Source organism: Chitinophaga niabensis (assembly GCF_900129465.1).
Taxonomy (GTDB): domain Bacteria; phylum Bacteroidota; class Bacteroidia; order Chitinophagales; family Chitinophagaceae; genus Chitinophaga; species Chitinophaga niabensis.
This window is the reverse complement of the sequence record NZ_FSRA01000001.1, coordinates 3,950,215-3,974,420: the sequence shown is the minus strand read 5'-3', so window position 1 is coordinate 3,974,420 and position 24,206 is coordinate 3,950,215. Positions and strand designations below refer to the sequence as shown.

Genomic DNA, 24,206 nt, shown 5'->3' with positions numbered 1-24,206 from the left:
ACCATCGTGGTTGCCCTTTAATATTTTAAGAAATAATACCTTCCCGTTTTTTCACCACATGTGTGATCCCGCTTTGGATCATCTTCTCCAAAAGATCATAGCCCCCATTGGCTTTACTGTGTGCAAACTCCCGCTCTGCTTTTGTAATAGGACTGGCCCAGTATAAGTTCACTTTATCACCTTCCATTTGCGGCAGGTTAATAGCTGGTCCATTATATAAAGCAGAAGAAAGAATGAAGCTCTCGAAAGAAGCAGGTACCACCTGGGAGCTGATGGTATGGCCTTCCCCAAACCAGCTGAGGTTCCGCCAGGGGCTATCTGCTATTCCGGAAAGCCCTTGTGCCATCGCCATGATCTCTCCCTCTGTGAATTCATTTTTATCCACCGCTATACCCAATTCCATCCTTCTGAATCCGGGCGCCTTGTCATTATACAATAATTCCACCCAGGGCATGGGCCGGATACTAATACCTATGGAAATAAAATAAACGATGTTATCTTTTTCAAACCTGGCCAATGCCATAGGCGGCCATTTCTGTTCATCAATTGCGTAGTACTGCAACATCTTATCGAACTGCTCTTCATAAGCGTTCAGAAATTCCTGTTGTATGGGCATCCAGGGATTATTCTCTTCATCTCCCCATTTATCCCAGAAGGCTGCACTGCGTGCTATCCTTTGATGTAATACATTCGATTCCGGATTTCCCAGGGGGAATAAAATACTTTCATCCTCTGCGCCTATGCAATCTACTGCATAACCCACCGGGCGGTCCGAGGATAAACTCCAGCCGGGAATAATACCCAGGGGCTGGCCCTGGTAGAAAACAGCTGCCCCATCATCTTCTTCCGTCCACATAATGGCCAGTTCTTCAGGATCAAGCGGGGCCTTACCTTCCGGGTGGTTGCAAAAACGTGCTTCCAGTAAAGGTGCCATGCCATTCTGCATGCCCAATACATCTTTTGAAGCAGGTGCAGGTATTAAATTACGAAGCCAGCATGGGCGCATATTGTAACGGCCACCTAATATATCAGACGGGTAAAGATAAAAATAGGCTGTTCGGTCATCTTGCTCAACCACAGCCGTGATCGTGCCACGGTTATTGGGCTGTTCTAATAAAACTACAGGTGCATTCGACATAATAGTGGTCTGTTTCTGGCGCCTAAACTACCAAAAAAACATTTATATGTTCAATAATTTAGCGTTAAACAAAGCAATATACCCTTTAATAGGTAGATGGTATTCCCTGCGATTTTTTTATATTTTGTGCCTAAATAATAAGAACTACATGAAAAATTCCACCTTATCTTTTCTGCTATTGATCTTTTGCAGTTTATCCGTATTTGCAGGAGAAAAGCCGCCAGCAAGGGAGTATTATCAGATCAGGATCTACCATCTCAAAACAGACGCACAGGTACAGGTAGTGGAAAACTACCTCAACCAGGCTTTCTTACCTGCACTGCACCGCGCAGGCATTAAACAGGTAGGCGTATTTAAACCCATTGCGCAGGACACGGCCGATCTGCGTATCTATGTATTGATACCCTTTAAAACACTCACCCGTTTTGAAGAGCTGCCAGCCCTGCTGGAAAAGGATGCCGCCCATGCCAGTGCGGGAAAGGATTACCTGGACGCTCCCTATAATAATAAACCTTATGCACGCATAGAAGACATCCTGCTGAAGGCTTTTAAAGATATGCCGGTATTGACACCCTCTGCGGTAACAGGCCCTAAAAGTGAACGTGTATATGAATTACGCAGCTACGAAAGCCCCACGGAAAAGTATGCGGTGAATAAAATAAAAATGTTCAATGACGGAAATGAGTTCGGCATCTTCCGTAAGCTCAATTTCAACACCGTGTTTTGCGGGGAAGTACTGGCAGGCAGCAAAATGCCCAATCTTATGTACATGACGACTTTTAAAGATAAAGCAGACAGGGATGCCCATTGGAAAGCGTTTTCAGCAGACCCCGACTGGAAAACACTTTCTGCCATTGAATCCTATAAGAATAACGTGTCTAAGAACGAACAATTCTTTCTGCGTCCAACGGAGTATTCTGACCTGTAATGCTTATTTTGCCCATTCATTTTAACCTGTTTATACTATTACCATGAAACAAAAACCGTCTATTGCGTTTGTTGCAGCTTCCTGGGTTGCTTTATTTACAGGCATGCTGGGGTTTATTATCGGATTGTGGAACGCCACTATGCAGTTGAATGAAAAAGGTTATTACTTCACCATCCTGATGTATGGCCTCTTTGCTGCTGTTTCAGTGCAGAAATGTGTGCGGGACAGGCTGGAAGGGATTCCTGTAACAGATATTTATTATGGTATCAGCTGGGTATCTATGTTACTGACACTGATCCTGTTGATCGTAGGTTTATGGAATGCCACCCTGCTGCCCAGCGAAAAAGGATTTTATGCCTTTGCTTTCCTGCTGAGCATCTTTGGAGCCATCGCCGTGCAAAAGAATACCCGCGATGCGCAGGCTGCCGGGAAAGAACCTGAAAACATCAGGGAAGAAAAATAATATTCCTGTAATAAGATAGAAAAGACTGTTTCCGGACAGTCTTTTTTTGTTAATATTATATTATTTTGGGGTAAAATACGCATAGTATTATTTGCGTAAATAGATAGTTTTACCTGTAATAATACAGTGAACAATAATAGACTGGCCACGTTTTCAGACTACCCATTAGAAGCCTATTAAAACCAAGATCCACATATGCAGCAGGACCCGCAGCGCGAAGACATGGACCCCCTGGACACAGCGCAGATATTTCATAAATATTATGTAGCGCTGGTAGGTTATGCCTGTAAGTTTGTAGATCTGCAAACCGCAGAAGACCTTGTACAGGATGTATTTATCCAAACGTATGACAAAATACCGGAGAATGCCCGCAGCTACCTGTTCCGTAGTGTCCATAATAAATGCCAGGACCATTTCAAACACCAGGAAGTACACCGCAGATATGTGAATGAAGCCAGGATACTCCAGGACGAGTTAACATACTTCCACCCTGATACCGGAAATAAAAGCCTGCTGGAAGAAGAAAGCAATGTTTGGAATGCCATAGAGCAATTACCTCCTAAATGCCGGGAGATCGTTAAACTCCGTTACCAAAGGGGGCTCAAGACAATTGAAATCTCCGATGCCATGGGAATCTCCTCCCGTACTGTGGAAACACAGTTATATAAAGGTATCAAGCAACTCCGCAGCATGATCAAAAAGCTCAATTACCTGCTTAGCACCCTGTTTTAATTTTTTTTTGAATTCCCGTACGTAGAAAATAATCACTGATCGTCTATATATCGAAATGATGCAAGAAATAGATTATAACCTCCTGGTAAATGTTATTGATGGCAATGCCACACCGGAAGAAATGACCCTGGTTGAAACCTGGTTATCAGCTTCCGAAGAAAACAGGGAACTCTATTTCAGGGTCAAGGACATCCTTGATCAGCAAAAGGCACATACATTAAATATTGATACTGCGGCTGCATGGGAAGATGTAACACGCCAACTGAAAGAGCGCACCAGGGTAAAACGGATGAAATGGCTGAAATACGCAGCCATGATTGCCGTATTGATCCTGGCAGGTGGTCTTGCCACCTATTTTAATTCCGGCAGGCGTTCTCCTGCCCCTGAAATGCAGCTGGTTCAAACAACTACCCTGCAATCAAAGGTTTTACCCGATGGTACCAAAGTATGGCTGAAAGCCGGGGGAACTTTATCCTATCGTTCCTCATTCGGTAAAGGAGACAGGGACATCTGGGTTACCGGTACCGCTTTCTTTGATGTGGCAAAAGAAGAAACGCCTTTTAATATACATGCCGCCAATATGGAAATTGCAGTACTGGGTACTTCATTTACCATACATGAAAAAGCCATTATCGTAAACAGCGGAAAAGTGAAAGCAACGGCGCAAGGCCAGGAAATGCTGGTACTGCCGAATGAAAGGGTTCAGATAACTACAGCCGGTTTACAGAAAGATAAAGTGAACGCACAAATATATGGCGCCTGGAAAGATGGAGATTATCAGTTTGACAATACAACCATTGATGAGTTGAAAGACATGATCAATAGTAATTATGGACTAGATGTGACCGTAATAAGTCCCTCCGAATTTAAAGGAAGCGCTATTAGCGGATATATGAAAATCGCAGATGAAGCCTCTTTAGTAAAGATACTGTCAGCCATGTTAAATGCCAGTATAATAAGGAAGGGAGATATTTTAACTATTCAACCAAAGTAACCGAAAGAAAACCGGAATTCATTTCTTTATAGTTCCTCAAATCTAACCAAAATTTAAACGTTATGAAATTTGGATCTCTAAGGCTATGCCTGAGAGTGGCCGGCCTGTGCCTGTTCATGCAGGTAGCCATTGCCGATCTGCAAGCCCAGCAATCATTTGCCAGTATAGTGCCCGGGGTGTTCCAGGACACCCGTAAAACAGGGCGGATGATCCCACTCAAGAGCGTACTGGAAACAGTATACCGCAAATACAAACTGAGGATCGTACACAATGAGAAATACACGAAAGATGTGTTATTACCGGAACAGCTATTGCAGGAAGATAATGAAAAGGTCATTGCATCTATCCAGGTTGCCCTGAAACCTTATCATCTTGTTGTGAGCAAGATCAGTGATCAGCAATATATCATATCGCCGGATACCGAAAAAAAACCAACGGCAGAAGTAAAGAAGGAATTGGTTAAAATGAAGGTGTCAGGCACCGTCAGGGATAAGATAGGAGGTATCATTATCGGCGTGAACATCAGGGTGCCCGGTACCCAGACAGGAACTACCACCAACGCGGAAGGCTTTTACAGTATTGATGTAGAGCCAACAGATACACTTGAGTTTTCATTTATAGGTTATGAATCCCAGCGTATCAGCGTGCGGAACCGAATGGACCTGAATGTAATACTGGAACCTAAAGAGGGTGGCCTGAATGAAGTAGTGGTAGTAGGTTTCGGTATACAAAAGAAAGTAAGCCTGGTTGGTGCACAATCCACCATCAGACCTTCCGAACTGAAACTGCCTGCCCGTAGCTTAACGAATGCACTCGGAGGCCGCCTCGCCGGAATAGTTTCCGTGCAGAAAAGCGGTGAGCCGGGATATGATGGAGCAGACATTTATATCCGCGGTATTTCCACTTACAGTTCAAGCCCTCAAGGTCCCCTGGTGATTGTGGATGGCGTACCCGGCCGTAGTATCACAGATATCGATCCCGAGGATATTGAAACGTTTACCATCCTCAAAGATGCTTCTGCCACTGCTGTATATGGTACCCGTGGTGCTAACGGCGTAATTATCGTAAATACAAAAGCAGGTAAGATAGGGAAGCCGAATATCAATGTTGAGTTGAACCAGGCCATTACCCGTTTCACACAGTTGCCGAAGTTTGTAAATGCTCCTGAGTTTATGCACATGTACAACGAAGGCCTGGAGATGCGTGGCCGTACACCATTGTATACAGAAGAGAGGATCAGGAAACATGAAACAGGAGAAGACCCGGACCTGTATCCCAATGTGAACTGGTTCGATGTACTGTTCAACAAATGGGCCACTAACAGAAAAGCATTATTGAATGTAAGAGGAGGATCTGAATTTGCCACTTATTATATCGGCGCAGGTTATTACTCTGAAACAGGCATGCTGAAAAGGGATAAGATCCAATCCTATAATTCTTCTATCAAACTGGACCGTTTTAATTTCACCACAAACGTAGATGTCAATGTAACTAAAACTACTAAAATAGAATTAGGTGTAAACGGATTTATTATCAATAGTAACTACCCTGGTATCGGAACCAATACACTCTTCAACCTCGCTGCACAGGTGCCGCCACATATGATCCCTCCCCGGTATTCAAATGGCTTATGGCCGAAGATACCTAATGGTGGTTTCTACAGCCCATATCGTGATATGACCCAGAGTGGTTACGCTACGGAATACCGTAATACTGTCCGCTCTAATATCCGTTTGAAACAGAACCTGGATTTCCTGGTGAAAGGGCTCAGCTTCACCACCATGTTTGCTTTCGATAGCTATAGCTGGAATAACCTGAACAGGAAGAGAAATGTACAGACCTATTTTGCCGAAGGCAGGAACCCGGACTCTTCTCTTAAAATGATGCTCGTGGAACCAGGTTCCAACGTATTGGGATATGAAGGTTCAAGAGGTGGAAACAGGAACTTCTATACAGAAACAGCACTTAATTATTCCCAAAATTTTGGTAAACACGAAGTTTCCGCATTAGCATTGTTTAACCAGTCTGATTATATCAACGGGGATGCTGCCGACCTGGTAGCGTCTATCCCTTTCCGGATCAGGGGTTTTAGCGGAAGGGTTACCTATGGCTATAGCAACCGCTATTTCGTGGAAGGTAATTTCGGATATAATGGAGCGGAGAACTTTACACCTAAAAAACGTTTCGGTTTCTTCCCGTCTTTTGGTGCAGGTTGGGTAGCGTCTAATGAAGCATTTTTCGAACCGCTTAAAAACACCATTTCTTACCTGAAATTCCGTTACACTTACGGATTAACGGGTAACAGTAACACAGGTAACCGTTTCCTGTTCCTGACAAGGATCAACACAGCGGGTGGATTTACATTCGGCATACCCGGCAGCCAGGTATCCTACAATGGATATGAAGAAGGATTGGCAGGCTCTGATGTAAGCTGGGAAACTGGTAAACGCCAGAACCTTGGTATTGAAATAAAAGTATTGCGGGACAGGTTATCGCTCATCGTAGACCTGTTCAAAGAACACCGTACCGGGATCCTTACCCGTCAGCTGGATGTGCCCTATTCTTCTGGTTACACCGCTGCTAACCTGCCTTACGGTAACGTAGGTATTACCTCCAATAAAGGCATAGATGTTACGCTCGAATATAACCATGAATTCAACAGGGATTACCGGATCAATTTCCGCGGTAATTTCAACTTTAACAAGAACCTGGCAATAGCAGACGGATTGCCACCATGGCAATACCCCTGGCTGAACCGCACCGGCCATTCCATCAGTCAGCGTTTCGGATATGTGGCACTGGGGCTGTTTGCTGATTCAGCAGAGATCCTGCGTTCTCCGAAACAGGCAGGTGATGTTCGCCCCGGCGATATCAAATATGAGGACCTCAACGGAGATGGCCAGATCAACAGCTTTGATACCAAAGCGATCGGTTACGGAGAAGTACCACGGATCTTATATGGCCTCAACCTGAGCGCTACCGTTAAACGTTTTGACCTCTTCATGTTCTGGCAGGGTGCCGCACTCGTAGATTTTATGTATGCTTCCGGGCATAGCACCAATCCATTCTACGAAGGCCCCACTATTGGTAACCTGTATACGCAGGCGCTGAACAGATGGACGCCGGATAATCCAAATCCCCGTCCGTTCTACCCACGCATGTCTACCCGCCAGGATATCACCACCAACTATTATGAAAGTACCTGGTGGATAAAGAGAGCTGATTACATCCGTCTCAAGGAAGTGATGATCGGATACAACTTCAGCGTGAAAAGCCTGCAACGTTTCGGTGTGAAGAACCTAAGGGCATACCTGCAGGCCACTAACCTGGTCACTTTCTCTCCGTGGAAAATATGGGATCCTGAATTAACAGAAGGCAGAGGTTACCGCTATCCGCAGCTCTCCGCTTTCAATTTTGGAATTCGTGTAAACTTCCTTTAAAACTGCGTACAATGAACTACAAAAATAAAATCACGATACTCATGCTGAGCCTGCTGTTGGTTGCAGGTTGCAGAAAGGGCTTCCTGGATACGGTGCCGGACAATATCACCACCATGAAAGATATTTTCACCAACAGAAGCATGACGGAACAATGGCTGGCCCGTTGCTATAATTCTATGCCGGATATGTGGGACCAGCCATATGCCAATGGCTGGAGCGGGCAATGTGACGAAGCGGATTACGCATGGGTACAACCTGGAATGAACTCAGGTGCCATTACGCCGGATAATGCCAGTCCTAATAACTGGAACCCCTACTACCAGACCATTCGCCTCTGTGGTATCTTCCTCCGGAATGCAGATCAGAACAAAGAGATCCAGGAACAGCCTAATGGCGTGCAGTTATTAAAACAGTATAAAGCAGAAGCCCGTTTTTTAAGAGCCTACTATTACTGGCTGATGATGAAACAATATGGCCCCGTAGTGTTAATGGGAGAGGAGCCTGCAGAAGCCAGTGCAAATTTTCAGATCCCAAGAAGCACCTGGGACCAATGTGTGGCATATGTATTGGAAGAAATGAACAAAGCCAATGAAGATGTACCGGTACAACACATGAATCCGGGCAACCCTTCAGAAGTGGATAATACACAGACCGGCCGTATCAATAAAGCCGTGATCGCTGCCGTGAAGTCGCAGATCCTGTTATTTCACGCCAGTCCCTTATTTAATGGCAACACAGCTTTGGCCAACTTCAAAAATGCGGATGGTACCGTGCTGTTCAATCAAACGTATGATAAGGAGCGCTGGAAGGCTGCGGCTGACGCAGCTTTAGCTGTGATCCAGATCAACCGTTTCCAGTTGTTTAAAGTAACAGATCCCAATCCTTTCATGGCAGGATTCCTTTCTTACCGTAATCTCTTCTTCGACGGCTACTCAAAAGAAGGCATCTGGATCAGGTCTAATACAGCAAACGGGCAATGGGAACGCCACTGCTCTCCCCGTGCTTCCAATGGAAACGCATGGAATGGTATTGCCGTTCCGCAGGAAAGTGTGGATGTTTTCCGCATGGCAGATGGAAAGGCCATTACAGATCCAACCAGCAGTTATACAGAAACCGGTTATACAACAACTGGTAATATCCACTATGTGGCAGGTACCAACAATATGTATGTTGGCCGTGAACCGAGGTTCTACGTAAGTGTAACCTTTAACGGTTCTACCATCCCTGTAATAGCAACCTCCGGTCAAACAAGGGTAGAGTTCTATTTCACAGGTAACAGTGGTAAGCAGGGTTCTGCAAGAGACTGGCCCAGCACAGGTTATACTGCCAGAAAAAATATTCATCCCAATACAGATTTCAGGAATAATAAATCCACGGCACGCCCTGCTATGATGATCCGCCTTGCGGAGATCTATCTGAACTATGCAGAAGCATTGAATGAATACAATCCCGCTGATCCCAATATCCTTACTTATCTCAATCTCGTACGTCAGCGTTCCGGCCTTCCGGCATTAACAGGAGGTACGCAGGAAGAAATGAGGAAGCACATCCGCCAGGAAAGGCAGATAGAGCTTATGTTTGAAGGTCATCGTTACTGGGATGTCCGCCGCTGGAAAATAACAGACGACGCGGCCTCTCACCAGGGTGGCCAATTCCATGGCATGAACATAGAAGGAGGAACAACCCTCTCAGATCCTGCGTTCCATAAAAGAACGGTGGTGTTCACCAGGGCAGCCTGGAATAATAAATATTATTTCTACCCCATCCCTCAAAGTGAGATCGACCGGAATAAAAAGCTGGTCCAATTTCCCGGTTACTAATGTTGAAACCCTGCTTAATGAAAGCCGCCCTCTCTATAGGGCGGCTTTTTTTATGCCCCTGAGTAACGGATGGCAATTATTTGTTTGTCTAACAATATAATACGTTATGAACCCTTAAGCTTTAACTCATGGCTGTACTGGCGGTTGACCTTGGAGGAACAAAATTAGCGCTGGCTGTTTTTTCTGATGATGGCGAAATGCTGCATAGAACTTCCTATCCCCTGGATAAACGTGCGGGCAAGGCTGTGGGGGCATTGATCACAGATGCGGTGCAGCAGATACCCATACAAGTGAATGCAATAGGTATTGCCGTTCCCGGTATCTGCAGGCATCAGCGTGGTACCGTATGGGCACCTAATATTCCCGGCTGGGAAGATTATCCTTTATTAGCGGAAATGAAAACTATCGCAGGAAATACGCCTGTTTTCATTGAAAGCGACCGTTCCTGCTATATACTGGGAGAGATCTGGCAGGGCAATGCGCAGGGTTGCAAAGATGCTATATTCCTTGCAGTAGGAACAGGAATAGGGGCAGGGATCCTTATTAATGGAGAGGTATTGCAGGGATCAAAAGGAATAGCCGGGGCTATAGGCTGGATGGCACTGGACCGGCCTTTTCAAAATACCTATACGGACTGTGGTTGTTTTGAAAGCATGGCTTCCGGGGAAGGGATCGTTAAAGTTGCACTTCAGCTGATCCTGAAAGATCCTGCCTATAATGGCATCCTCCGTAAAGATGCATTGAGCGCACAGGATGTGTTTGCAGCCTACCGGAAAAATGATCATATCGCTGTGGAAGTTATCCTGCAAAGTATATCGCTGTGGGCCATGGCTACAGCAAACCTGGTCAGCTTATTCAACCCGGAGAAGATAATCTTTGGTGGTGGCGTATTTGGCCCGGCAGCAGAATTCCTTCCCGTGATTGCCGCTGAAGCAGCCAGGTGGGCACAACCCATCAGCATGAAGCAGGTAAGACTGGAAGTCTCAGGTTTGGGCACTGATGCGGGATTATACGGAGCAGCATATAGGGCATTACATGATTAACCAGCAAGAAAGTATGTACAATAAACACCTCGTATTCTGGGCGGCCTGTTTGGGTTTGTTGTTATTCGGCGTAACGCTGATCACATTAGGGACCGTAGTGCTGGACCTCCGGTTGAAATTTGGGCTGGATGGCGTTGAAGCAGGAACACTTTTCTCCATCATGCCCATCGGTATCCTCACCGGTTCATTGTTGTTTGGCCCTATCAGTGACAGGTATGGTTATAAGCTGATGTTGATCCTGGCCTGTGTGGGTTTGTGTGCCGGTTTTCAGGGCATTGCATATGCGTCAGGAATTGACCAGTTAAAAGGTTGCATCTTTATTTTCGGATTATCCGGAGGCGTGATCAATGGTGCTACCAATGCGGTGGTAGCGGATATCAGTACACGCGGAAAAGGAGCTTCGCTGAGCCTCTTAGGCGTATCATTTGGTATCGGTGCATTAGGTATGCCGCAGGTACTGGGTGCTTTAAAAGATCACTATGCATGGAATGAAATAGTTTCTGCAATAGGATGGCTGACGCTGGTGATGGCAGTTCTCTACACCTGCATCAATTTTCCGCCTGCTAAACAACAAAAGGGTTTTCCTTTAGCTAATAGCGGAAAAATGTTTGCCGATCTCACCCTGGTACTGATCGGTTTCTTTCTCTTTTGCCAGAGCAGCTTTGAAGCCATCATCAATAACTGGACCACTACCTATTTAACCGCCGGGGACCACATGGAGGAAAGCAGTGCTTTATATGCCCTTTCTCTCTACGTAGCCGGAATGACTGTTATGCGGTTACTCACCGGTAGTATTTTCCGTACCGTTTCCCCACAGCATATGTTACTCATTTCATTACTACTTATGCCTGTGGGCATCCTGTTGTTACGTTCAGGTACCACTTTCCCTGTGTCCGCAGCAGGGCTGATATTGCTGGGAGCAGGACTGGCAGGAGGATTCCCCATCATGCTTGGTTTTGTGGGAGAGCGTTACAGCACACAATCTGCTACTGCTTTCAGTTTTGTGCTGGTTATTGCGCTAACCGGCAATATGCTGGTGAACTATATGATGGGGCTGGTCGTACAGCATTACGGCGTACAGCACCTGATAACGGTGGCATTTGCAGAGTGGCTGGTGATGATGCTGATCTGCAGCAGTATCGTACGAAGATTAAAATAAAACATCAACATATGCTTGCAAAACAATGGCTCACCAATGCCCGGGAAGTAATGACCCGGATAGAAGAAACGCAGATGGATAATATCCGGAAAGCTGCGGAAACAATGGCGGATAGCATCGCATGCGGCCGTTGGGTACATACTTTTGGCTGCGGGCATGCCACCATTCCCATTGAAGAAATGTATCCCCGCATTGGTGGTTTTGTTGGTTTCCATCCCATGATAGAACTGCCCCTCACTTTTTTTACCCGTATCACGGGAGAAATGGGTGTACATCAGTTCGTGTTCCTGGAAAGGGTGGAAGGATATGGAATAGAGATCATGAAAGGTTACAATTTTGACACAAGGGATACCATGTGGTTATTCTCCCATTCGGGTATTAATAATGTGAATATAGACATAGCACTGGATGCCAAAAAACGAGGTATGAAAGTGATTGCCTTTGGATCTGCCGCAGAGGCGAAGGGAAAACAGACCCGCCATTCCAGTGGTAAAACAATTTTCGATGTGGCAGATATTGTGGTAGATTCCTGCGCACCGATAGGAGATGCTTCCGTACCCTTAAAAGGGCATCAGGATAAAATAGGCCCTGTTTCCACCATGGCATTTATAACCTGTGTTTGGATGACGGTATGCACCATTGCAGAGATATTGGCAGAGCGGGGAGTTAAACTGCATATTCATCCCTCTCATAATGTGCCTGGGGATAATACCGCCAGGGAAAGATTGGAAGATGCCCTGGCTACTTACAAAGAAAGGATCGCTGGTGTGTAATACAAATTAAAGGCCCGTGGTATGAAATGCCCCAAAAAGTGTTTAACTTTTTGGGGCATTTTTTATCATTTAAAGAGCAATCAGGGATCAACAATTTTTTTCCTTCGGGTTTACTTTCTCGCGTATTCCTTCAGGTAGGTAGTCGCCAAAAAATTTGGAACGTAGTTGGGTCTCTTCTTCCTTTTTCTTCTTGATATCTTTATCTGCCGGCTTTAGTGCAGGAGGAGCTTTCTTGGTGCGGGGCTGATCTCCGCTGGCAGAAAGTTTGGTTTCTGCCAGGACAAATAGTTTCTTTTTTTCCGTTTGCCTTTCGGGTGGAAGTTCTGTCCATTTTTTCTTCAGGAACAGGCTGCTTTCTGCTGGTTTAGCAGATTTTTTTGGTACCGGCTTTTTAAACAGAACAGTATCTGTAGTGGTAAACCTTTTCTTTTTAGGAATGGGTTGGTTAAAGTATACGGTATCCGTAGAGGCCAGCTTCTTTTTGAGTACCGGTTTGCTGAACCGTACTGTATCTGTTACGTATTTATCCCTGGATTTAAAGGTAACCAACCGTACTGTATCTGTTGCATATTTATCCTTGTATTTAAGGGTAGCAAACCGTACTGTATCCGTTACATATTTATCCTTCCATACAGGTTTTTTGAACAGGACGGTATCTGTGGATGTAAGCCTTTTCTTAGGAGCCGGTTTGGAAACCCATTTGTCTTTTTTAGGCTTCGGCGTATCGGCGGCCTGTACAGGGGTGGGTACATAATAAACCAGTGACCCTGCAGAATGTGGACTAACCGGAGCAGCTTTAGCCAGTTCTTTCTCCGGCATGAAGCTAAAGGCGGTTATAGCGATCAGGCCAAAGATCAGTGAGATTCTTTCCATGATAGTTAACTTTTTGTTTTCGCGTGTAAGCATACGTTTCACGCGTTGTAGTAAATGATCTTTTGTATTGCCAAGCCTTAGCTGCAGGGAAGTTCCTGCGACGGCCTGCTCTTCAAATGCTACAAGGGCATGCAGATAGGTGGCTTTGTGCGGGGTATGCTCCACAACAATATCATCACAACATGCTTCCCTTTCTTCCCGCAGGCGTGCAGAGATCCAAAGGAACGCAGGGTTGAAGAAGAAGATGGTTTCCGTGAAGCTGTGCAGGATATTTACCAGGTAATCTTTCCTGCGGATATGTGCCAGTTCATGCAGCAGGATAGTTTCTACCTGGTCCGCCGGTAACTGGGCTAACAGTCCAAGAGGGAGGAAGATAACAGGTTTAAAGAATCCAATGGTAACGGGGGTTTTTACAATACCGGATTCTAATAAACGAACTGCTTTCTGAATACCGAGCGAGTGAGATAACTTTATCAACGTTTCTTCCCAGTGTGCCGGAACCGGCCCGGTGTTAATCCTTCTGATCCGGTGTATGTAATAGAAGCCAGTAGTTAACCGGATGCATTTTACCAGGAAAATAAGCGCCCAGGCCATCATGAACCAGGGAGTATGCTCGTTCATGTATTGGATGATCATCTGCCCGGGATGCAGTGGCAGTACAGCTGTTGTGGCATCTATATCAGTTCCGGGCGTATTTGCAATGGCGGCTGCAGTATTGCCCAGTTCAGTATATAAAGTGATGCCGGATGTAAGGAAGCTCAACAATAGAAGGAGGCCCAGCAGATTGTAACGTGTACGGGCAGAAGAATGACGGGTACCCCAGAGGATGATCCCTGCGAGAGCAGCAGCGATCATGCCCTGCCAGATAGAATGGAGGAAGGTACGGCAGATAGCCTGTAGTGTTTCATTCGTCAGGAACATAAAGAATTAGTTTAAGACATGATCACTTGTCCATTTTCTTCAGCAACTCCCGGATAACATCCAGTTCTTTTTTAGAAGTTTTCTTATTACCCAGTAATTGCATCATCAGGCTGCTGGCAGAGCCGTTGTACATCGTATCCACAAACCTGTCCAACAAATGACCTTTGGTGGATTGTTCTTCCACAGCCGCGCTGTAAACATGTTTCATCTGGCTTTCATCCCTGCTGAGCAATTCTTTTTCCACCATGATCTGCATGAGCTTAAGGGTAGAAGTGTATTGCACTTCCCGCTTTTGTTCATTCAGGATATCATTTACAGCCCTTACTGTAGATGGGCCATGTTGCCATAATACCTGCAGGATCTCCAGCTCGGATTTTGTTGGCTCCGGGTTGTTTTCTTTTTTGATCGTCTTCATATTCTAAAGGTAGGAAATATTTCGTACGAAACAAATATTACCTTACTTTTAGCCGAAATATTTACCTCATGAAAAGAATCCACTTCCTCCTTTCATTACCTTTCGTATTGATCTTCAACCCCCTAAAAGCACAGGAGATCAAACACCGCCTGGACTCCTTTTTAACCGTAGCAGCCAATAACGACTATTTCAACGGCTGTGTAATGGTGAGCGAAAAGGGAAAGATCATTTATAGTTATGCTGCAGGTTATGCAGATGAAGAGCGAAAGATCCCCAATTCCATTACTTCCTGCTTCAACCTGGCATCTGTTACTAAGCCCATGACGGCAGTAGCCGTATTACAACAGGTGCAACGCGGCAAATGCAAACTCACAGATCCGGTAATGAAATATCTTCCTGACTTTCCTTATCCTGCCATTACCATTCGCCATTTACTGTCACATACCGGAGGTTTGCCACAGCTGGAACGGTTCATGGACAGTATTATTCCAAAGAACAAAGGCAGGATATTCACGAATGCAGATGTATATGGATATCTGCTGGCACTGAAAGGCCAAACGAAATTCCCTGCCGGAGACAAATGGGATTACAGTAACATGGGTTATATCACCCTGGCATTACTGGTGGAAAAGCTAAGCGGATCATCTTTTGGAGAATACATGAAGAAGTATGTATTTCTCCCTGCAGGTATGAAATCTTCATTTGTTGGGAATAAAGAAGCGGAGGATTGCGTAGTAAGGTATATCATCCCCAACATGTATGATACTGCATACAGATCTATCTCCTCCTTAAACAAGATCAATTTATTTGAGTACGAGAGTCTGAGAGGCACGCAGGGCAGCGGAAATATCTTTAGCACCCTGGAAGATATGCTGCGCTTTGACAATGCACTCAGTGCCGGAAAATTATTGGACACCGCATTACTGAGCTTAGCACAAACACCTATACAGATGAACGATGGCAAAAGCCGCTCGTATGGATTTGGATGGAATATTGTATATAATCAGTTTGGAGATACAATAGTATATCACGATGGTCATGAGTCGGGGATAGTGACTATGATGATGAAGACTAAAAGAAAAGATCAGACCATCTTCTTTTACGATAACCATTCTTCAGAAGCGTTCTTTCAGAAGATCAATAGCATCTATCATTACCTGAATGGAAGGGGAGGGAAGCCATTCCGGCTTACCAAATCTCTCGTGAGGGTTTATGCCCGTGCTCTCGTAGAAAAAGGGCCGGATCATGCTGCTGTTGTTTTTAATAACCTGAAAGGTGATACGGCGAATTATTATATGGATGAGTTAGAAATGAATAGCCTCGGCTATAACCTCCTATATAATGCCGAATTTGAAGGCCGTTATCAACTGGCCTGTGAAGTGCTTAAGTTGAATACGATGTTATATCCTAAAAGTGCCAATGCCTATGATAGTTATGGTCTGGCACTAAGGTTAGCAAACAAGAAAGAAGAAGCCATCCTGATGTACCAGAAATCACTATTAATGAACCCGAACAATGAGCAGGGAAGGAAAGCCCTCGCAAAACTAATGTCCCAATAACTACTTGTACAGATGTTGGTCTTTCAGGTAATCAATGCCATTATCCTTTAGATACCTGATACCCCACTGGCTGAGGAATGCTGTAACAGGTGAAAGGGATTGCCCCAGTGGGGTAAGGGTATACTCCACCCTGTATGGTTTGGCAGACAATACATGTTTTACGATCAGCTGATCTTTCTCCAGGTCCTTCAGCTGCTGTGTGAGCATTTTCTCAGAGATACCGGGCATCTGTTCCCGCAGGTTGCTAAAGCTGCTTTGGTGAAAGCGATGGAGGTGACCAAGGATCAATACTTTCCATTTCCCGTTGATGAAGGAAAGCGATACATCTATCGGGCAGGTGAACGTTTTTTCGTGTAAGGTGATCATATGGAAGCGGGCTTACCTTTTGGTAAGCTATTTTTTGAAAAAGTGAATTCCTGTAACATTGCGTTTCACAAATTTACACAAAATGAAAATGATCACCCTGTGGTGCATGTTGCTCTTTGGAAGTAGCAGCTTACCCGAAAAGTACGTAGTTGAGATCATCCGCTACAAGGTCCCTGCAGATCAGCAGAAGGATTTCGAAGCCGCTTATGCGGAAGGAGGGAAGTCGCTGAAAGCATCTCCGTATTGCCTCCATTACGAAGTGATCCATGGAATAGAAGAACCGGAAAAGTACATAGTAAGGATCCACTGGACATCCAAAGAAGACCATGAAAAACTTTTCCGCCAGAGCGCGGCGTTCAGGAGCTTTTTTAAGGAGGTGAGGCCTTTTTTCGATAATATTGAGGAAATGAAACATTACGATCAAACCTCCATTTCCTGGACTAAGTGATAATTGCATGAAAGAAATACCAAGTCTTTACACCTGGGCAGGCGGGCAACCTGCCCTTGAAAAGCTTACCGCTGTTTTTTACGCCAAAGTGGGGAAGGATGAACTCCTGGAACCTGTATTTCGCCATATGAGCCCGGAGCATAGTAAACATGTGGCCCATTTTATTGGCCAGGTGTTTGGTGGCTCGCCGGTTTATACTGCTGAGGACCAGGGCAGCCATGCCAGGATGGTACAGCATCATATCGGGAAATCCCTCACAGAAACCCAACGCCGCCGGTGGATCAGTCTTTTGCTGGACAGTGCAGACGAAATAGGCCTGGCAGATGACCCGGAATTTCGTTCTGCCCTGGTGGGGTACCTGGAATGGGGGAGCCGCCTGGCGGTTATTAATTCCAATACAACGGAGAACCCGATCAACGAAAATGAGCCTATGCCCAAGTGGGGCTGGGGGGAAACCGGAGGGCCATATCAGCCCTGATTCCGCTGAAACCTGCTACAGGAGGGGGCTAAATTTTTTCTTCTGAACTTTTGACTTTTAAAGGTTTAGCCTGTATCTTTGCACTCCAAATTTGAAATATCAGTTTGGATATGGCGAGGTAGCTCAGGTGGTTAGAGCGTTGGATTCATAACCCAAAGGTCTCGGGTTCAACTCCCGATCTCGCTACAGAAAGGGACTTTTCAGGATTTTCTTGAAAAGTCCCTTTTTCTTTTTCCCCTAAAATCCTTGCCAGTTCAACTTCTACACGGACGAACTAATTTATTTTCGTGATTAGACACTGATCATTTTCCGCATCATAATAAATTCCTTCCGGGAACAGTGTTTTTTGTATTCTTCTTTTATTGTCTAAATCGCTGGAAGCCCATGTCTGACTGATGTTTGCCAGCTTTTCCCCGTGATTGAGAAAGCAGTTTTTCGAGGTTAGACACTTTGGGCGCCAGGGTATTCAATTCTTTGTGTGCAATCCGTATCAGCTAAGACAGGTATTAAGAGAATATTTAACTTCAGATGAAGTGCAGAAGCTGGAACCCTTTAATTTAAACAGTAATAAACGACTGAATGAAATGAGAGATGTATTTCTCTTTTGCTGCTACACTGGATTATCTTATACAGGCGTGGAAAAACTTAACTTCAATCACATTTCTGTGGATACAGCAGGTAGAGATTCGCAAAATGGAGAGATATCCGCTGTAGAATCTTCCGTAATCGGGCCGGCTCTGCGAACCATTTTTGGGCAAACGGGATAAATGTTAATCATGACAGTCATCTACCTATACACAACTATATGTCAAAGACCTTGGTTTATTTGTTACACAAAGTTGCCTGCATCGCTCAAAGGTTATGAACTTGAAATTTTCTTGTATGCAGTAATAATGTCCTGGTGTCAGGGCTGCCGCTATTTAAAATGCAACACGCTGTCCTTATCTATATAAGAATCGATGCCGGAAATGGCTTTCAGGTCATTTAAAAAGACCTGGATGGGTTGACTTCTGTCCAACGCACCTACGAATTCCCGGTTGAGGATGTTGGGGTTGTCAATAACAGTGGTTATACCGAACCAGCGCGGCACTATTTTATTGATCTCAATAAGCGTAGCGCCATTAAAGTAAAACAGTCCTTCCCGCCAGCTTAACGCCAACCTGGGATCAAAGGACTGCTGCTGTATAGAATTTCCAACATGGTAGATAGCTTCTTTGCCGGGAGAAAGAATGCTTTCACCGGCAGGAGCCTTCAGTTTCACCGCTCCATTGACCAGGGCGACCTTCACCACACCTGAATCATAGGTATTCACATTAAACTCCGTCCCTAGTACCTGTACAGTGCTGTGTGGTAGGTGTACGACAAAAGGTTTGGCGGCATGCTTTGCCACTTTCAGGTAGGCTTCGCCATTGATGGTGATTTCACGGGTACTGCCGGTGAAAGCGAAGGGAAACTCCAACTCCGTAGCTGCATTCAGCCACACCTCTGTGCCATCGCTCAAGGCAATCTTATAATCCATGCCGACGGGAACCGTTAAACGGTTGATCTCTTTCCGGCTGGCCCCTTCATCTGCCAAAGCATAGGTAAGAGTCTTATTATTATTTGTCAGCTGAACATCATCGGTTTGAATGGCGCCTTCCTCCGTAGACAGATTGATGTGTTGCCCATTTGCCAGCGTTAACCGGATACCACTCTTTTTTGTATGGATGGATGCTGCAGGCTGATCAGAGGTAATGGCATTATAGGAATAAAACAGCCATCCGCCGATAGACAGGAGTAAGATAACGCAGGCGGCCGCCAATGATCTATATAGGAGCCGGCGGGTTTTCGGCACCGGTGCATCTGCTTTATACAGGGTCGCAAGATCTTTCCACATGGCGTTCTGTTTGATCCGTTGAAAAGAATTGGCCACCTCATCGGTGGGCAGTGCCTGGATCATATCATCGTACGCCTGTTGCGCAGCAGGATTTTCCTTTAATAAGGTTTCCCAGGCTTTTTCTTCCGCTTCATTTAGCAAACCGCCGATCTTACCTAATAATAGATATTCTTGTTCTTCGGTTAAATGTGTCATAATACTAATAGACATTTTTTTTGGCAACCCTCACCGGTCGGAAATTAATTTTTTATTTTCTTTAAATCTTCCCTTAACTGCTTCAGCGCCCGGTCAATATGGCCGCTGACAGTGTGCTTGCTGATCTGTAATTGTTCAGCAATGGCAGCATGACTCAGTTTTTCAATATAATGTAAATGAAAAACCTTGGCCGCCATCGGTGGGAGTTTCGAAATAGCCCGTTCAAGGTCTTGCCCCAATGCTGCAAGCTCCAGCTTTTCCAATGGGGAAGTGTCGTATTGTTCGATACGCAGGTATTCGCGGCTTAAACGTGCCTGGGTTCCTTGTTTGTCAAGATAATTGTAGGCCTTGTTACGGACTGAACGGATCAGGTAGGCCTTCAGCGAGGTTTGAATATTCAGGTAGATACGGCGCTCCCATAACTCCATAAATAATTCTTGTACCAAGTCCTGGGCTGCCGCTGAATCCTGTATAATGGCGTTCGCAAGGATATACAACCGCCCCCTCGCCAGTTTATACAGACGGGTAAACGCTTCCAGGTCGTGCATTTTCAACCGGGAAAGTAATGCATCAATATCTGTAAAGTCCTCCTGCATAAAGGCGATGATCTATTAAAATTGGGATAAAATTACTGATAATCATATACTCGTTTTTCTGATTCGCAGATCTGATTTAATCACCTGCTGGTTAATACCGTCTATGTATATTCAGACAGCCTGGTATAAATGGATGATGTTACAGATGATGGGGAATATAAAAAAACTTAAAAAATGACCAGTGAGAAAAGAATAAAATTCTGTCTCTATGGAGAGTAAAGCCATTTTTCAACCGAATCTTAAAGACATGAGTGAATAGTCCAAGGCGATTAACAAATAAAACCCCTCCGCCGTAGGAAGCTTTGAGGGGTTTAGTCGAAACGCAATTTAAACATTTCAACAACCACAATCTATGCAAAAAAACGGTACTTTTTGTACGGGAGATTTATTGCGAAAAATTTTCACCAGTAAACCACTGGTATTTATGGCAAGAACGAACTCTTTCATCTTGATGGCGGTGATCTTCGCCATGCAAATATTATCGGCTGCACCGGGATTTAGTCAGGATAACGAAAAAAAGTTGATTTCCCTGAGCTATACCAATACATCTATTGAAAAAATATTTAGCGCCATTGAGAAGAAAGCCGGTGTCATTATTATGTATGAAAAGACTGCGGCGATTAAGAATGAAAAAGTAAATATCTCCGTTACCAATAAGCCAGTGGCGGAGGTAATGGACATCTTGCTTAAAGATCTATCCATGCGATGGAGTATCCGGGGTAAGTTTATCCGGATCGAAAACACTGAGAACTTAACCACCGCGTTTAAACCGATGGTGGCCTCTTCTTATGCTGAAGATACCTCCGTTACTGTAACAGGCCGGGTCTTATCAGGCAGGGATGGTGCAGCTTTGCCGGGGGCAACGGTCAGGATCGGTACGACCGACCAGATGACCCGTACTGATGGCAACGGTTCTTTCAAGGTAAGGATGCCCTCCCGATCTTTCTTAAACATCACTTACGTGGGTTTCTATCCACGCGAGGTAAGGCTGCCGGAAGCATATAATGGTGGCCTTTTTACCGTGCATTTGGAGGAACAGCCAACGGCGCTGGATAGGGTAGAAATTGTTTCTTCCGGCTACCAGCAGATTTCAAAAGAGCGTGCCACCGGCTCGTTTACTCATATCGGGGAGGAAATGATCAATCGCAGGGTTTCTACGGATATCCTCAGCCGCCTGAATGGTATTGCGGGCGGCTTATACTTTTTACCGGGCGAGGAGTCGGGTATCAGGGTCAGGGGCGAAAGCACCTTGCATAGCTCAATAAACCGCAAGCCACTGATCGTGCTGGACAATTTCCCGTATGAAGGTAACATCAGCAACATCAACCCGAACGATGTGGAATCCATTACTATCCTGAAAGACGCCGCGGCAGCCAGTATCTGGGGCGCGCAAAGCGGGAACGGCGTGATTGTTATCACTACAAAGAAAGGAAAGCTGAACCAGCCCCTCAAAATGGAACTGAATGCAAACCTGACCATTGGCAATAAACCCGACCTGTTCTATATACGGAACGTGATGTCTGCCTCTGATTATATTGATGTGGAACAACTGCTCTTCAATGAGAACTTCTTTGATGCTGATATCAGCAATACGGCCAACAGACCCGTTCTTACGCCGGTGATTGACATATTGGCAAAGCAGCGGGAGGGGCTCATCTCCGCGGCAGAAGCAGAAGCGCAGATCAATGCATTCAGAAAGCTGGATGTGCGGAATGATTTCTCTAAATACACATTGCGAAAATCGGTGAATCAGCAATATTCCATTGGGCTGCGCGGTGGCGGCAATAAAATTGCCTATGCCTTCTCTGCCGGGTATGATCATAACCTGAAGAGCGCTGTCAGGACCAGCGATCAAAGATTTACGATCAACTCATCAGCTGCCTATACACCGGTTAAGAACCTGGAGATCACCACCAGCCTGAACTATGCCAATACCTACGCCAGCAATAACAATCCGGCTGCTTACGGCCTTGTATATACGGCGTATTTCGGCTACAGCGACAAATATAGCAGCCTCTTTCCATATGCGCAGCTGGCGGATGACAAGGGCAATGCCCTGCCGACCACCAGGGATTACCGTGCCGCGTACCTGGATAGTGTGGAGGCGCTCGGCTTCAGGGACTGGCGCTATCGCGCGCTGGATGAGATCAGGCTGGCGGACAGGACCAGCGAGATCAATAATCTGTTACTGAATGTGGCGGTAAAATACAGGATCGCGCCTTTTCTGCATGCATCGCTGCAATACCAGAATGAAAGACAGATTATAACCGACCGCGAGGTGAGAGATCAGCAAAGTTATGCCATGCGCAATCTCTTCAACATGTTTACGCAGTATGATCCGGTCACTCAGAAATTCACGTACAATGCGCCAAACGGTGGTATCCTCATTTTAAATAACAGTGTACTGCATAGCGGCGATCTGCGTGGACAGTTGTCCTTCAATCATACCGTTCAAAACGATCATGAAATAACCGCCATTGCGGGAGCAGAAGTGAAGGAATTGCGGAACAGCGGCATGCGCAACGTGCTGGCCGGTTATAACAAGGATAACGGTATCGTTAACATGAACCTGAATTTCAATACTGTTTATCCCACTACTCCCGCCGGTTCATCCACCTTAGGTTATACTGACCTGGCGCCCGACGGAATGGAAAGGAAAAGCATCTACCGTTATATTTCCTATTATGCCAATGCTGCATATACCTATAAAAAACGCTACACTTTCACCATCAGCGGCAGAAAGGACGGCGCCAATATCTTCGGTGTCCGGACCAATCAGAAAGTAACGCCGCTATGGTCTGCCGGGCTTGGCTGGGACATCAGCCGGGAAACATTTTATCATTCTGGCTGGTTCCCTTACCTGAAGCTGAGGTCTTCTTATGGTTTCAATGGCAACGTTTACAACGGCTCCGCTTATTCCACCGGCATCTATCACACCAGCTCGCTGACCGGTGAAACCACCATTCAGAATATCATCCCCGGCAACCCGGAACTTAAGTGGGAGAGAATAAGAATTGTCAATATGAGCATCGATTTCAAAACGACCAGGGATATCCTGTCCGGTACACTGGAAGTATACAGGAAAGAGGGGCTCGACCTGTTGCAGACAGTTACGCGACCTCCGCAAACCGGCTCCGGCAGCATCCTGCAAAACTCTGCCAGCAGCCGCACGCATGGTATTGAATTGTCCGTCAACAGTAACAACATCAACCGGGAATTCAAATGGCAAACCGGGTTTATCATGAATTATATAAAAGATAAAGTCACCAGCTATAACGTTCCCGCCAACTCTTCCAGCATGCAGTACTATCCTTCAGGGATAGCGCTCGAGGGAAAACCGCTATACAGTCTGTTCAGTTACAAATGGGCCGGTCTTGATCCGGTGAACGGCGATCCCCAAGGTATTCTGAATGGCAGAACAAGTAAGGATTATACAGGTATCATTGCCAATTATGATCCGGACAGCCTGGTATATAAAGGCCCAACAAGGCCCGTGCTGTGGGGAGCTGTGCGGAACGATCTTTCTTTTAAAGGCTTTTCGGTTTCCGTGAACATCGTATATGAAGGAGGCCATTATTTCCGTCGCCGCTCCACGGGGCTGAATTACAGCGAGCTCCTCCTATCCACGCTGAATCAGAACGTTGATTATGCCAACCGCTGGCAGAAGCCAGGTGATGAGCTTGTTACTAACGTGCCGTCAATGAGCTATCCCTCCAATAGCAACAGGAATATCTTTTACCAGTATTCCGAAATGCTGGTCGAAAAAGGCGATCACATCCGTTTAAAAGACATCCGGGTAGGGTACGATTTTACCGGTCTTAAAAAACATGGCCTTCCGTTTGAAAGGCTCCAGTTATACGGATATGCCAATAATATCGGCATCTTATGGAGGGAGAATGATCATGGCATAGATCCATACAATTACGATTATAATTCCATTCCGGCTCCATTCACCGTCTCATTCGGCGTTAAAGCAAATTTCTGACACC

The 24,206-nt window shown here is 45.5% G+C and carries 19 protein-coding genes and 1 tRNA gene; 14 read left to right on the top strand and 6 right to left on the bottom strand.

Features of this window, described 5'->3' with window-relative positions; translation table 11 throughout:
* Positions 1 to 25 precede the first annotated feature (25 nt).
* Positions 26 to 1,138, bottom strand: a complete 1,113-nt coding sequence (locus tag BUR42_RS15880; protein WP_074240160.1) for a suppressor of fused domain protein — start codon at positions 1,136 to 1,138, stop codon at positions 26 to 28.
* Between the two features lie 148 nt (positions 1,139 to 1,286).
* Here BUR42_RS15880 and BUR42_RS15875 point away from each other — a divergent pair, with 148 nt between their 5' ends.
* The 9 genes from BUR42_RS15875 to BUR42_RS15835 all read left to right on the top strand — a co-directional run bounded on the left by BUR42_RS15875 (position 1,287) and on the right by BUR42_RS15835 (position 12,490).
* Entirely contained in the window at positions 1,287 to 2,066 is a 780-nt protein-coding gene (locus tag BUR42_RS15875; RefSeq protein ID WP_074240159.1) for an NIPSNAP family protein, read from the top strand.
* Between the two features lie 43 nt (positions 2,067 to 2,109).
* Positions 2,110 to 2,529: an inner membrane protein YiaA gene (yiaA, locus tag BUR42_RS15870; protein ID WP_074240158.1), complete on the top strand. Its 420-nt coding sequence runs from the start codon at positions 2,110 to 2,112 to the stop codon at positions 2,527 to 2,529.
* Between the two features lie 195 nt (positions 2,530 to 2,724).
* The gene (locus BUR42_RS15865; protein ID WP_084185598.1) at positions 2,725 to 3,261 is read left to right on the top strand and encodes a sigma-70 family RNA polymerase sigma factor; all 537 of its coding nucleotides are present in this window, start codon (positions 2,725 to 2,727) and stop codon (positions 3,259 to 3,261) included.
* Positions 3,262 to 3,316: 55 nt separating this feature from the next.
* Entirely contained in the window at positions 3,317 to 4,255 is a 939-nt protein-coding gene (locus BUR42_RS15860; RefSeq protein WP_074240157.1) for a FecR family protein, read from the top strand.
* Positions 4,256 to 4,317: 62 nt separating this feature from the next.
* Positions 4,318 to 7,695 carry a SusC/RagA family TonB-linked outer membrane protein gene (locus tag BUR42_RS15855; protein WP_084185597.1) on the top strand — a complete coding sequence of 1,126 codons (3,378 nt, stop codon included), beginning with the start codon at positions 4,318 to 4,320 and terminating at the stop codon, positions 7,693 to 7,695.
* 11 nt (positions 7,696 to 7,706) lie between these two features.
* Positions 7,707 to 9,515 carry a RagB/SusD family nutrient uptake outer membrane protein gene (locus BUR42_RS15850; RefSeq protein WP_084185596.1) on the top strand — a complete coding sequence of 603 codons (1,809 nt, stop codon included), beginning with the start codon at positions 7,707 to 7,709 and terminating at the stop codon, positions 9,513 to 9,515.
* Positions 9,516 to 9,643: 128 nt separating this feature from the next.
* Positions 9,644 to 10,558, top strand: coding sequence for an ROK family protein (locus BUR42_RS15845; protein ID WP_074240154.1), 915 nt, complete (start codon positions 9,644 to 9,646; stop codon positions 10,556 to 10,558).
* Positions 10,551 to 11,717 (top strand): MFS transporter, encoded by a 1,167-nt coding sequence (locus BUR42_RS15840; RefSeq protein ID WP_074240153.1) that lies wholly within the window; start codon positions 10,551 to 10,553, stop codon positions 11,715 to 11,717. Before BUR42_RS15845 ends, BUR42_RS15840 begins: the two co-directional genes overlap by 8 nt.
* An 11-nt stretch (positions 11,718 to 11,728) precedes the next feature.
* Entirely contained in the window at positions 11,729 to 12,490 is a 762-nt protein-coding gene (locus tag BUR42_RS15835) for a sugar isomerase domain-containing protein (protein WP_074240626.1), read from the top strand.
* 87 nt (positions 12,491 to 12,577) lie between these two features.
* Here BUR42_RS15835 and BUR42_RS15830 read toward each other — a convergent pair whose 3' ends face one another.
* Both BUR42_RS15830 and BUR42_RS15825 read right to left on the bottom strand, forming a co-directional pair.
* Positions 12,578 to 14,284 carry a M56 family metallopeptidase gene (locus tag BUR42_RS15830; protein ID WP_074240152.1) on the bottom strand — a complete coding sequence of 569 codons (1,707 nt, stop codon included), beginning with the start codon at positions 14,282 to 14,284 and terminating at the stop codon, positions 12,578 to 12,580.
* A 22-nt stretch (positions 14,285 to 14,306) separates the two neighbouring features.
* Positions 14,307 to 14,699, bottom strand: coding sequence for a BlaI/MecI/CopY family transcriptional regulator (locus tag BUR42_RS15825; protein ID WP_074240151.1), 393 nt, complete (start codon positions 14,697 to 14,699; stop codon positions 14,307 to 14,309).
* 68 nt (positions 14,700 to 14,767) lie between these two features.
* Here BUR42_RS15825 and BUR42_RS15820 point away from each other — a divergent pair, with 68 nt between their 5' ends.
* Positions 14,768 to 16,258 (top strand): serine hydrolase domain-containing protein, encoded by a 1,491-nt coding sequence (locus BUR42_RS15820; RefSeq protein WP_074240150.1) that lies wholly within the window; start codon positions 14,768 to 14,770, stop codon positions 16,256 to 16,258.
* On the opposite strand, the gene BUR42_RS15815 is transcribed toward BUR42_RS15820, so the two are convergent.
* Positions 16,259 to 16,624, bottom strand: coding sequence for a winged helix-turn-helix transcriptional regulator (locus BUR42_RS15815; RefSeq protein ID WP_074240149.1), 366 nt, complete (start codon positions 16,622 to 16,624; stop codon positions 16,259 to 16,261).
* 82 nt (positions 16,625 to 16,706) lie between these two features.
* On the opposite strand from BUR42_RS15815, the gene BUR42_RS15810 reads away from it, so the two are divergent.
* The 3 genes from BUR42_RS15810 (at position 16,707) to BUR42_RS15800 (ending at position 17,736) form a co-directional block, all read left to right on the top strand.
* On the top strand, positions 16,707 to 17,072 hold the full coding sequence (locus tag BUR42_RS15810; RefSeq protein ID WP_200798265.1) for an antibiotic biosynthesis monooxygenase family protein: 366 nt from the start codon (positions 16,707 to 16,709) through the stop codon (positions 17,070 to 17,072).
* Positions 17,073 to 17,079: 7 nt separating this feature from the next.
* Complete coding sequence (locus BUR42_RS15805) at positions 17,080 to 17,550, top strand: group II truncated hemoglobin (RefSeq protein ID WP_084185595.1); 471 nt, start codon at positions 17,080 to 17,082, stop codon at positions 17,548 to 17,550.
* A 112-nt stretch (positions 17,551 to 17,662) separates the two neighbouring features.
* Positions 17,663 to 17,736, top strand: a tRNA-Met gene (locus BUR42_RS15800).
* A gap of 730 nt (positions 17,737 to 18,466) precedes the next feature.
* Here the strand turns inward: BUR42_RS15800 and BUR42_RS15790 are convergent.
* Both BUR42_RS15790 and BUR42_RS15785 read right to left on the bottom strand, forming a co-directional pair.
* Positions 18,467 to 19,621, bottom strand: coding sequence for a FecR family protein (locus BUR42_RS15790; protein ID WP_074240146.1), 1,155 nt, complete (start codon positions 19,619 to 19,621; stop codon positions 18,467 to 18,469).
* Positions 19,622 to 19,665: 44 nt separating this feature from the next.
* Positions 19,666 to 20,217, bottom strand: a complete 552-nt coding sequence (locus BUR42_RS15785) for an RNA polymerase sigma-70 factor (protein WP_074240145.1) — start codon at positions 20,215 to 20,217, stop codon at positions 19,666 to 19,668.
* A 424-nt stretch (positions 20,218 to 20,641) separates the two neighbouring features.
* On the opposite strand from BUR42_RS15785, the gene BUR42_RS15780 reads away from it, so the two are divergent.
* Entirely contained in the window at positions 20,642 to 24,202 is a 3,561-nt protein-coding gene (locus BUR42_RS15780) for a SusC/RagA family TonB-linked outer membrane protein (RefSeq protein ID WP_200798264.1), read from the top strand.
* The last annotated feature ends 4 nt before the right edge of the window (positions 24,203 to 24,206 follow it).